Raw genomic sequence first — 11,073 nt, forward strand, 5'->3', positions numbered from 1 at the left:
GATCGTCTTGCATCAGTCGATCCGCACGTCGAGTCCGAGGTCGAGCGCGCGTGCGGAATGCGTGAGCGCTCCGACCGAGATGACGTCGACTCCGGTCTCGGCGATGGCGCGCACCGTGTCGAGATTCACGCCGCCGGATGCTTCGACCGTCGCGCGATCGCCGATCAGAGCGACGCCCGCCCGCAGGTCTTCGAGGGAGAAATTGTCGAGCAGAACGGTGTGGGCGCCGCCGGCGAGCACCGCTTCGATCTGATCGAGTCGGTCGACCTCGACGACGACGTGCGTGGTGTGCGGCAGACGAGACAGCGCCTCCCGCAGGGCCGTGGCGAGATCAGCTCCGGATCGCTGCAGCACGGCGAGGTGGTTGTCTTTGGCCATTACGGCATCCGACAGCGAATGCCGGTGGTTGCTGCCGCCCCCGGAGACCACCGCGTGCCGCTCGAAGGCACGCAGCCCCGGCGTTGTCTTGCGAGTGTCGGCGATGCGTGTGTCGGTGTCGTGGATCGCGCTGACGTACTGGGCAGTGAGCGTCGCGATGCCGCTCATCCGCTGCGTGAAGTTGAGCGCGACACGCTCGGCGGTGAGGATGCTGCGAGCCGATCCCGACACCGAAGCAAGCACGTCGCCCGGCGCGAACTCGTCGCCGTCACCGACGTGCATATCCACCGTGAGCGTCGGGTCGGTGAGTGAGAACGCGGCAGCGAAGACGTCGCCGCCACTGAAGACCCCGCGCTCACGCGCCACGAGGTCAGCCGTCGCAGTGGCATGTGCGGGCAGCAGCGTGCTGCTGGTGAGGTCGCCCCAGGGGGCATCCTCTTCGAGGGCTGCGCCGACGACGCGGGTGAGGGTGGCGGTAGTGAGCATCAGGCTCCGATCAGGGCAGGTTCATGAGCGATGTGGTGAGCGCCGACGGATTCGGCGCGGGCGAGGGCTGCGGATGCCATCGCCTCTGCGAGCTGCAGGAGACTCGCGTCTTCGTGCTCGGCACGGGTGCGGGGGGTAGCGATGGGGGCTGGCGCTGCGGCCCACGAACGAATCGAGTCGAGCGCTTCGACGAGGCCGCCTTCGGTGCGAAGCAACCCAACGTTGTCCCACATGAGCTGCTGGAGGCCGCTGCGGTCGTGGGGCACTTTCGAATCGCGCAAGTTGTGCCATTCGCCCCTCGGATGCAGCAACTTGCGCGATTCGAACGGAGAGGTGACAGCGGCTGCGGCACGCGCGGCGAACACCGCACCCTCGAGCAGCGAGTTGGATGCCAGACGGTTCGCGCCGTGCACGCCGGTGCGGGCGACCTCGCCGACTGCAAAAAGTCCGGGAATGGACGTGCGACCGTCGAGGTCTGTGATGATTCCACCCATTAGATAGTGCGCAGCGGGCGTGACGGGGATCGGCTCGCGCGCCCAGTCGAAGCCACGCTCGCGCGTGACCCGGTCGATCGTGGGGAACCGCTCGGCCAACCGCGAGGCGCCGAGCATCGTGGCATCCAGCAGCACGGGCCGGCCCTGCGCCGCAGCCTGGCGGGCGATCGCACGCGAGACCACATCGCGCGGGGCAAGTTCTCCGTCGGGGTGGCTGTCGAACGCGAACCGCCGACCCTCGTCATTGAGCAGTGTCGCGCCCTCACCACGCACAGCCTCGGAGATGAGGAATGCGGCCCCCGCGGCGAGCACCGTCGGGTGAAACTGCATGAACTCCAGGTCGGTGACGGCGACGCCAGCACGCATCGCTGCGGCGATGCCGTCGCCCGTCACACCGAGCGGGTTCGTCGTGTGAGCGAACAGTTGACCGGCGCCGCCAGTAGCCAGAATCACCGCATCCGCTTCGAGATCGACGGATGCTTCGCCGCACAGCATCCGGACGCCGCGCACTGCGCGCTTCCCGGTGAGTTCGTCGTCGTCGACGATCAGGTCGGCCAAAAACGCGTGCTCAATGACATGGATCGGACATGACGACAGCTGCGCGATCAACGCGCTCGAGATCGCAGCTCCGGTTGCATCGCCGCCCGCATGAACGATTCGGGCGTGACTGTGGGCGGCCTCGCGGCCGAGCAGCAACGTGCCATCGGGAGCGCGATCGAACGCCACACCGCGCGCGATCAACTCGGCGATCCTTTCGGCGCCTTCGCTGACGAGCACGTTCACGGCTGAGGGGTCAGAGAGGCCGGCGCCCGCTGAGAGCGTGTCGGCAGCGTGAGCCTCGGGCGAGTCACCGGAACCGTAAATTCCCGCGACGCCGCCCTGCGCGAGCGGCGTGGAGCCGCCTCCGAGCGCACCTTTGGTGAGGAGCGTCACCGTGTGACCGGCTTCGGCGGTATGCAGGGCCGCGACGAGTCCGGCGATGCCGGAGCCGACGACGATGACGTTCATGCGCGGGGCTTTGCGGCCAGCATCCGCTCGAGAGCGATGCGAGCGGGATCAGCGACGTCGGAGGCTACCTGGATGCGGTTCGGCGTGCGCCCGGCGACGAGCTCTTCCAGCACCCAAGCGAGGTAGCCGGGGTGGATGCGATACATCGTCGAGCACGGGCAGACGACCGGATCGAGGCAGAAGATCTCGTGCTGCGGATACTGCGCGGCGAGCCTGCGCACGAGGTTGATCTCGGTGCCGATCGCGAAGGTCGACGGCTCCGTGGCGGCATCGATCGCGCGGCGGATGTAGTCGGTCGAGCCTGCTTCGTCAGCGGCATCCACGACCTCCATCGGGCACTCCGGGTGCACGATGACGCGCACGCCAGGGTGATCGACGCGGGCCTGATCGATCTGCGCGACGGTGAACCGGCGATGCACCGAGCAGAACCCGTGCCAAAGGATGACTCGTGAATCGACCAGTTGCTCAGCCGAAGAACCGCCAAATGGGCGACGCGGGTTCCACATCGGCATCTGCTCCAGTGGCACACCCATCGCCTTGGCGGTGTTGCGGCCGAGGTGCTGATCGGGGAAGAACAGCACACGCTGGCCGCGCTCGAAGGCCCATTCCAGCACGGTCTCGGCGTTCGAGGACGTGCAGACGATTCCGCCGTGGCGTCCGACGAATCCCTTGATCGCGGCAGAGGAGTTCATGTAGGTCACCGGGATGACGGGCACCCGGCCGCTCGCGTCGACGGCGTCGAGCGGACCGAGTACATCGGCCAGCTGCTCCCAGCAGTCTTCGACCTGGTCAATGTCTGCCATGTCAGCCATCGAGCATCCGGCAGCGAGGTTCGGCAGGATTACGGCCTGGTCTGGCCCGGAGAGCAGATCAGCGGTTTCGGCCATGAAGTGCACGCCGCAGAAGACGATCGCCTCGGCATTGGGGTTCTCGAGAGCGGCGTTCGCCAGCTGGAACGAGTCTCCGACGTAATCCGCGTGCTGAATGACCTCCTCGCGCTGGTAGAAGTGGCCGAGGATGACCGCGCGGTCTCCCAGAGTTGCTTTCGCGGCGCGAATGCGAGCGTCGAGATCTTCCTCGCTCGCCTCGCGGTACGCGGCAGGCAGTTCCCCCTGGCGCGGCGACCCGGTCGGGATGACGTCGCCCATCGAAGAGCCGGGACCGTAGCCAGGCCGAGAATCAAAATCCCACGGGCCCACGGCCAGATCGGTGCTGCAGGTCGCATCCGTCGACGCACCGGTGACGATGGTTTGGATCAGATGATCGACGGAGGCGTCGACAGGGGGCAGCTGCTGAAGGGTCATCGGGTCCTCTTTTCATCCACGGCGAGCGGGCCACGGTCGGCGAGCTCGACGGCGTTGTTGTATCGGTACAGGCGGGCGGGACGGTGACTGCCGGTGCGGAACTCGTCGGTCGGCAGCAGCGTGGCGGAAGTTTCGACCTGGCGGCGGAAGTTGGCCGGATCCAACCGTTTGCCGAGGATCGCCTCATAGGCCTCGCGGAGATCAGCCAACGTGAAGGTCGGGGGCAGGAATCCGTGTGCGACTCGGCTATAGCCGACCTTGTTGCGCAGACGCCAGAGTGCATAGTCGATGATCTGGTTGTGATCGAAGGCGAGTGCGGGGAGAGTTGCGGCATCGAACCACTGCACGTTCTCGGGCGCCAGACCGGATGCCACATGCGCCGCGCTTTGCGCGTCGACTTCGTCTGAGCGCACCAGCGCCCAGTAAACGATGGAGATGACGCGGCCTGGGGAACGGTCGACGGCCCCGAAGGCATATAGCTGCTCGAGATAGCTGGGGGAGAGGCCGGTGGTTTCGTGCAGGGTGCGGGCCGCGGCATCCTCAAGATTCTCGTCGGGTTCGAGCCAGCCGCCAGGAAGAGCCCAATCACCCTGGTGCGGATCGCGCGTGCGCAGCACCATCGGCAGCGCGAGCGAGGGCAGCTCTTCGACGGGCGCGCGCCGCAGCGTCAGGATCACTGTCGACACCGCGACGCGAATATCAGACTCCCGGGTTCTGGTCATCATGACTTTAACCTCCGGAATTGATCTTAGTGTCAGAGTGACCCGAAGCGCAATTTCGCGTCGTAACACTTGATCACGCGTTCGCAACTCCTCCAAAGTTCGCGCGCGCGAATGCAAAACGGCTCGGTTGTAGCGAACGGGACCAAATTGGAGGAGTTGTGAACGCTAAGCTGGTGCGAACAACTGAAGACAGGCCCCACGACCCGTGCGGGAGAGCTCCGGTGAATGCAGCCGGGCACCGAAGGAGCAAGCCTCCCCGTCAATCTCTCAGGTACCGCGTACCGCGCAGGTCAGGCCACTCTGGAAAGTGATGCGTGCATCCGCCGACGGTGAAAGCCCCCAATCTGGGGCGAAACTCTCAGGCCCATGACAGAGGGGGAGTTCTCGGATACCGTGCATTCCGTACGGCATCCTTCCGATCGACACGGGAGAACTCCATGACTGAGGCCCATGCGCCGCGCGAGAGCGCGACGCCGACCAGCAGATACACCCCGCTTCGCGAGCGGCACGAGTCGCTCGGTGCATCCTTCACCGACTTCGGTGGCTGGCAGATGCCGGTGCGCTACACCTCTGACCTCGCCGAGCACCACGCAGTGCGTGATGCCGCCGGGCTCTTCGACATCTCGCATATGGCCGAATTCACGATCGAGGGCCCGGATGCTGCGGCATACCTGGACTACGCGCTCGCCGGGCGCCTGTCCACGATGACAATCGGCAAGGCGAAGTACTCTCTTCTTCTGGCCGAGAGCGGCGGCATCATCGATGACGTCATCGTCTACCGACTCGCTGACGATAACTTCCTGATCATCTCGAACGCCGGAAACCGGGGTGCAGTCGCCGAAGCGCTCGGCGAGCGAGTGCGTCCGTTCGTGCGTGAGCTGGTCGTGGAAGACGACGACACCACGCGCCGCGGAGTCAGCGTCTCCGACGTCTCCGACACCTACGCGCTGCTCGCGATCCAGGGTCCTGCTTCCGAGGCGATTGTTGCCGAGATCGACGGCATCACCGAGCTCAGCATCCCCTGGGGGGAGCAGAAGTACTACGCCTGGGCGTCCGCGCGCTACAACGGCGAACCGCTGCTGCTCGCTCGCACCGGCTACACCGGCGAGGACGGCTTCGAACTGCTCGTCCGCGCCGAAGATGCCCCTGCTCTCTGGGATGCGGTGCTCGCAGCCGGAGAACCGCACGGCATCGTCCCGGCTGGCCTCGCCGCCCGCGACACGCTGCGCCTCGAGGCGGGCATGCCGTTGTACGGCCATGAGCTCTCGCTCGACACTAAGCCTGCGCAGGCCGGACTCGGTCGAGTCGTGGCATCCGATAAGGAATCCTTCGTCGGCAAGGATGCTGTCTCGGCCGCGGAAGGTGCGCACGTGCTTGTCGGTCTCGCAGCCGAAGGCAAGCGCGCTGGCCGCGCCGGCTACGCGGTGGTCGACGCAGATGGCACAGTGCTCGGTGAGATCACCAGCGGCGCGCTCAGCCCGACCCTCGGCCACCCGATCGCGATGGCTTTTATCGATCCTTCTTCCGTCGAAGAGGGAACAGCCGTATTCCTGGATGTACGTGGAACTAAGATCCCCGCGGCCGTAGCCGCCCTGCCTTTCTATCGGAGGAAGAAATGACTGACCTCAACGCCCTCAAGTACACCGAAGAGCACGAGTGGCTCTCGATCACGGACGGTGTCGCCACCATCGGCATCACCGATTTCGCTGCCGAGAAGCTCGGTGACGTCGTCTTCGTCGAGCTGCCCGCCGTGGGCACCGAGATCGCGGCCGGCGCTGTCGTCGGCGAGATCGAATCGACCAAGTCGGTCGGCGAGCTCTACGCACCCCTTGTCGGAACGGTCACCGCGATCAACGATGCTGTTGTCGATGACCCCTCACTGGTGAACAGTGAGCCTTTCGAGGGCGGTTGGCTCATCAAGGTGGCCATCAACGATGGTGCCGCCGACGCACTGCTCGACCGCGACGCCTACGTCGCTCTCACGGAGGGTTGATTTCTCAGTGACAAAGTTCGCCGACCGTCATATCGGGACGACCGCCCAGACCCAGCGCACGATGTTGGATGCTCTCGGTATCTCCGACGCTGACGCACCCATTGAAGCTCTGATGCGCAGCGCAGTGCCGGCGGCGATCTTTACCGAGCCTTCCGAGACCTCCGTCATCCCGCATGCCGCGACCGAGGCAGAAGCGCTCGCCGAGTTGCGTGGTTTCGCGTCGCGCAACACGGTGAATCGGCCGATGATCGGTCTCGGCTATTACGGAACGCTCACTCCGAGCGTGATTCAGCGCAACGTCTTGGAGAACCCGTCCTGGTACACGGCTTACACGCCGTACCAGCCGGAGATCTCGCAGGGGCGCCTGGAGGCGCTGATCAATTTCCAGACGATGGTCGCTGATCTCACGGGGCTCTCGACTGCGAACGCATCGATGCTCGATGAGTCCACGGCCGTCGTCGAGGGGATGCTGCTTGCCAGGCGCGCATCCAAGTCGAAGTCTGCCGTGTTCGTCGTTGACGCCGACGCGTTCCCGCAGACCAAGGCACTGCTCGCCACACGTGCTGACGCCCTCGGCATCGAGCTCGCCGAGCGCGACCTGTCCGGCGGTGAAGCGCTGCCGGAGGAGCTGTTCGGCGTGTTCGTGCAGTACCCCGCCGCATCCGGTCTCGTCTGGGACCCGACCGCCGTCATCGATGCCGCCCACGTGGCTGGCGGCCTCGCGGTCGTCGCGGCCGACCTGCTCGCGCTCACCCTGATCTCCTCACCGGGCTCGCTCGGCGCGGATGTCGCAGTGGGAACAACGCAGCGCTTCGGTGTGCCGATGGGATTCGGTGGACCGCACGCCGGCTATATGGCAGTGCGCCAGGGCCTGGAGCGTCAGTTGCCCGGTCGACTCGTCGGCGTCTCGGTGGATGCTGAGGGCAAGCCTGCGTATCGTCTTTCGCTGCAGACGCGCGAGCAGCACATCCGCCGTGAGAAGGCGACGTCGAACATCTGCACCGCGCAGGTGCTGCTGGCCGTCATGGCCGCGATGTATGCGGTCTATCACGGGCCGGATGGGCTGCGACAGATCGCGGGCGAGGTTGCCTCGAAGGCAGCGTTCCTTCGCAAGCAGATCACGGATGCCGGCGCAGAGGTCGTGCATGACTCGTTCTTCGACACGCTGCAGGTGCGCGTGACGGATGCCGCAGCCATCGTGCAACGTGCGCATGACGAGAAGGGCATCCTGCTGCGGCTCGTCGACGCAGAGACCGTCGGAATCGCGGTCGATGAGACGACGTCGTTCGAGCAGTTGCTCTCGGTTGCGAGCCTGTTCGGGGAGGGCGGAGCGCGTTCGTTCGCCTTCGTCGGCAGCGGCGGAAAAGCGCTACCTGAGGCGCTGGCGCGCCAGGACGAATTCCTCACCCACCCCGTCTTCCACGTGCACCACAGCGAGACGGCGATGATGCGCTATTTGAAGAGCCTCGCCGACCGCGACTACGCGCTTGACCGCGGTATGATCCCGCTGGGCTCGTGCACGATGAAGCTCAATGCCGCCACCGAAATGGCAGCGATCACCTGGCCGGAGTTCGCCGGAATCCACCCCTACGCTCCGGCATCCGATGTCGAGGGATACCTTGACCTCATCGATCAGCTGGAAAGCTGGCTCGCAGAGGTCACCGGCTACGACGCCGTCTCGCTGCAGCCGAATGCGGGCTCGCAGGGTGAGCTCGCAGGGCTCCTCGCGATCCGCGGCTTCCACCAGGCGAACGGCGACGCGCACCGCACGGTGTGCCTGATTCCGTCTTCCGCGCACGGCACGAACGCGGCATCCGCAGTGCTTGCCGGAATGAAGGTCGTCGTCGTCGCGTGTGACGAGATGGGCAATGTCGATCTGACCGACCTGCGCGCGAAGATCGAGGCGCACGCCGACGAGATCGCGGCACTCATGATCACGTATCCGTCGACGCACGGCGTATACGAGCAGGATGTCATTGACATCACCACCGCCGTGCACGACGCCGGAGGCAGGTATACGTTGACGGTGCGAACCTCAACGCGCTGCTCGGCTACGCGCGCTTCGGTGACCTCGGCGGTGACGTGTCGCACCTGAACCTGCACAAGACGTTCGCCATCCCGCATGGCGGCGGTGGCCCCGGCGTCGGTCCGGTGGCGGCGAAAGCGCACCTGGCGCCGTATTTGCCCTCGCATCCGCTCGAGCAGCGTTCCACGCACGCCGGAGGATTCGAGTTCGCCGGCGGGGCCGTGTCGGGCGCCCCCTACGGATCGGCCGGCATCCTGCCGATCTCCTGGTCGTACGTACGAATGATGGGCGCCGAGGGACTGCGCGATGCCACCGCGGCTGCGGTGCTGTCGGCGAACTACATCGCCGCACGTTTGGGCGAGCATTTCCCGGTGCTTTATACGGGGGAGAACGGTCGGGTCGCACACGAGTGCATCCTTGACCTCCGCCCCCTCAAAGAAGCCACCGGCATCACCGTCGACGACGTCGCCAAGCGCCTGATCGACTACGGCTTCCACGCGCCGACCATGTCGTTCCCGGTGCCGGGAACGCTCATGGTCGAGCCCACGGAGTCTGAGGACATCGGAGAGATCGACCGGTTCATCGAGGCGATGATTCAGATCAAGACCGAGGCGGATGCCGTGGCATCCGGTCGCTGGCCCGCCGATGACAACCCGCTGGTGAACGCGCCGCACACCGCCGTCGCGCTGATCGCAGGGGAGTGGTACCACGCCTACACGCGCGAGGATGCCGCATACCCGGTGCGCACGCTCGTGGCAGGCAAGTACTGGCCACCCGTGCGCCGAATCGATCAGGCATACGGCGACCGCAACCTCGTGTGCGCCTGCCCGCCGGTTGAGGCGTTCGCCTAGCCTCTGCAAGATATTTCCAGAAGGTCACCACTCAGTAACGGTTGATTAACACAACACCCCATTGCGGGTCTGCGCGGGTTACTCTCAACACATCTGCGACTCGAACTCGGGTGCGCACTTCTACATGTCCACAGGAGGACAAAGTGAAGAGAAACAAGATCGCCCTCGCGGGCGTGGGGATGTTGGCAGCGGGCGTCATTGCTCTCTCCGGATGTGCATCAGGTGGCGGCGGCGACGGTGGCGGCGACGCAGGTGGGTCTGGCGGAGTCGTCACGGTCCAGAGCAACGAACCGCAGAACCCACTCATCCCGGCAGTGACGAACGAAGTCGGCGGCGGCCTCGTGCTGCAGAACATCTTCGCCGGGCTCGTCTACTACGAAGCCGACGGCGCGATGGCGATGGATGTCGCGGAGTCGATCGAGTCTGAAGACAACCAGCTCTGGACGATCAAGATCAAGGACGGCACGAAGTTCAGCGATGACACCCCTGTCACCGCCGAGTCGTTCGTGAACTCCTGGCAGTACGCCGCATCCGATCCTGCCGCTGAGAACCAGTGGTGGTTCGCGAACTTCGAGGGCTACAGCGCCGACGCCATTGTCGAGGATTCGCTCAGCCTCGAGGTCGTCGACGACACGACCTTCACTGTGCAGCTTGCTGCTCCCCAGTCGGACTTCCCGATCTCGCTCGGCTACCAGGTGTTCTCGCCGCTGCCCGAGTCATTCTTCGATGACCCGGAGGCGTTCGGCGAAGCTCCGATCGGCAACGGCCCGTACAAGCTCGACAAGTGGGAGCACGACTCGGTCATCTCGCTCGTCCCGAACGAGGGTTACGACGGCCCGCGCAAGCCTCAGAACGGTGGAGTCGACCTCGTCAGCTACGGCACGGGGGAGGCGGCATACGCCGACCTGCTCTCCGACAACCTCGATGTGATCAACCCCGGCGTTCCGCCGTCGGCACTGGCCACGTACAAGGATGACCTCGGCGACCGCGCTGTCGACCAGCCCGCCGCGATCTGGGAGGGGCTGACGATTCCTGCCCGCCTCGATCACTTCGCGAACGACGAAGAAGGAATCCTGCGTCGTCAGGCGATCTCCTACGCCATCGACCGTGACGAGATCACCGATGTGATCTTCGAGGGCACCAGGACGCCTGCCGTCGACTACACATCCCCAGTGATCGACGGATGGAACGATTCGCTCAAGGGTTCCGAGGTCACGCACGCGGATGCTGCGAAGGCTAAAGATCTGTGGGCACAGGCTGACGCCATCTCGCCATGGAGCGGCACCTTCACCATCGCGTACAACGCCGATGGTGGCCACCAGCCGTGGGTCGATGCAGTCTCGAACCAGCTGAAGAACACACTCGCCATCGATGCGGCCGGGCAGTCGTTCCCCGATCTCGCCACGCTGCGTGAAGAGATCAAGAACCGCACGTTGAACGCCGCAACGCGTTCGGGGTGGCAGTTCGACTACCCGGGTGCCTACAACATCCTGGGTGCGCTGTTCATCACCGGTGCAGGCTCGAACGACGGCGACTACTCGAACCCCGAGTACGACAAGCTCGTGCAGGAGGGTGCGACAGCGCCAACGGTCGAAGACGGTCAGAAGCTCTTCGACCAGGCGCAGGAAGTTCTCTTCGCTGACCTTCCCGTCCTGCCGCTCTGGTACCGCTCGACGAACGCCGGCTACTCGACGGTGGTCGATAACGTGGAGTACGGCTGGGACAGCTGGCCGATCATCTACCAGATCACGAAGGCCGAGTAGCTCTCAGGCACTGTCCTGAACGTGCGGTGCGGAGCGATGCAGATTCGT

General features: G+C 65.2%; 9 protein-coding genes and 2 riboswitches. Of the genes, 5 read left to right on the plus strand and 4 right to left on the minus strand.

What is annotated here, in order from left to right; translation table 11 throughout:
* Positions 1-12: 12 nt before the first annotated feature.
* The 4 genes from nadC to DC31_RS04245 are packed head-to-tail and all read right to left on the minus strand — an operon-like array spanning position 13 to position 4,392.
* Positions 13-864 carry a carboxylating nicotinate-nucleotide diphosphorylase gene (gene nadC, locus DC31_RS04230; RefSeq protein ID WP_036277326.1) on the minus strand — a complete coding sequence of 284 codons (852 nt, stop codon included), beginning with the start codon at positions 862-864 and terminating at the stop codon, positions 13-15.
* Complete coding sequence (gene nadB, locus DC31_RS04235) at positions 864-2,366, minus strand: L-aspartate oxidase (protein ID WP_036277331.1); 1,503 nt, start codon at positions 2,364-2,366, stop codon at positions 864-866. The genes nadC and nadB overlap by 1 nt, the downstream gene beginning before the upstream one ends.
* Complete coding sequence (gene nadA / locus DC31_RS04240; protein ID WP_036277334.1) at positions 2,363-3,670, minus strand: quinolinate synthase NadA; 1,308 nt, start codon at positions 3,668-3,670, stop codon at positions 2,363-2,365. Before nadA ends, nadB begins: the two co-directional genes overlap by 4 nt.
* Entirely contained in the window at positions 3,667-4,392 is a 726-nt protein-coding gene (locus tag DC31_RS04245) for an NUDIX hydrolase (RefSeq protein ID WP_081813727.1), read from the minus strand. Before DC31_RS04245 ends, nadA begins: the two co-directional genes overlap by 4 nt.
* Before the next feature lie 198 nt (positions 4,393-4,590).
* A riboswitch (glycine riboswitch) is annotated at positions 4,591-4,686 on the plus strand.
* Positions 4,687-4,775: riboswitch (glycine riboswitch) on the plus strand.
* 54 nt (positions 4,776-4,829) lie between these two features.
* Here DC31_RS04245 and gcvT point away from each other — a divergent pair.
* From gcvT to DC31_RS04265, 5 genes are all read left to right on the plus strand, one after another.
* A complete protein-coding gene (gene gcvT, locus DC31_RS04250; protein ID WP_036277338.1) occupies positions 4,830-6,011 on the plus strand; it encodes a glycine cleavage system aminomethyltransferase GcvT in 1,182 nt (393 codons plus the stop codon).
* Entirely contained in the window at positions 6,008-6,385 is a 378-nt protein-coding gene (gene gcvH, locus DC31_RS04255) for a glycine cleavage system protein GcvH (RefSeq protein ID WP_036277339.1), read from the plus strand. Before gcvT ends, gcvH begins: the two co-directional genes overlap by 4 nt.
* Before the next feature lie 61 nt (positions 6,386-6,446).
* Positions 6,447-8,480, plus strand: coding sequence for a hypothetical protein (locus DC31_RS04260; protein WP_442921854.1), 2,034 nt, complete (start codon positions 6,447-6,449; stop codon positions 8,478-8,480).
* Positions 8,468-9,262 (plus strand): hypothetical protein, encoded by a 795-nt coding sequence (locus tag DC31_RS20460; RefSeq protein ID WP_442921849.1) that lies wholly within the window; start codon positions 8,468-8,470, stop codon positions 9,260-9,262. The genes DC31_RS04260 and DC31_RS20460 overlap by 13 nt, the downstream gene beginning before the upstream one ends.
* 143 nt (positions 9,263-9,405) lie before the next feature.
* Complete coding sequence (locus DC31_RS04265) at positions 9,406-11,025, plus strand: peptide ABC transporter substrate-binding protein (protein ID WP_200872861.1); 1,620 nt, start codon at positions 9,406-9,408, stop codon at positions 11,023-11,025.
* Positions 11,026-11,073 lie beyond the last annotated feature (48 nt).

It is taken from the genome of Microbacterium sp. CH12i, assembly GCF_000685355.1.
Taxonomy (GTDB): Bacteria; Actinomycetota; Actinomycetes; order Actinomycetales; family Microbacteriaceae; genus Microbacterium.

Bases quoted from the DNA above. Each gene is read 5' to 3' on its own strand.
- gcvH (WP_036277339.1), top strand. From the start codon at position 6,008: ATGACTGACCTCAACGCCCTCAAGTACACCGAAGAGCACGAGTGGCTC.
- DC31_RS04260 (WP_442921854.1), top strand. From the start codon at position 6,447: ATGTTGGATGCTCTCGGTATCTCCGACGCTGACGCACCCATTGAAGCT.
- gcvT (WP_036277338.1), top strand. From the start codon at position 4,830: ATGACTGAGGCCCATGCGCCGCGCGAGAGCGCGACGCCGACCAGCAGA.
- DC31_RS04245 (WP_081813727.1), bottom strand. From the start codon at position 4,392: ATGACCAGAACCCGGGAGTCTGATATTCGCGTCGCGGTGTCGACAGTG.
- nadB (WP_036277331.1), bottom strand. From the start codon at position 2,366: ATGAACGTCATCGTCGTCGGCTCCGGCATCGCCGGACTCGTCGCGGCC.
- nadC (WP_036277326.1), bottom strand. From the start codon at position 864: ATGCTCACTACCGCCACCCTCACCCGCGTCGTCGGCGCAGCCCTCGAA.
- nadA (WP_036277334.1), bottom strand. From the start codon at position 3,670: ATGACCCTTCAGCAGCTGCCCCCTGTCGACGCCTCCGTCGATCATCTG.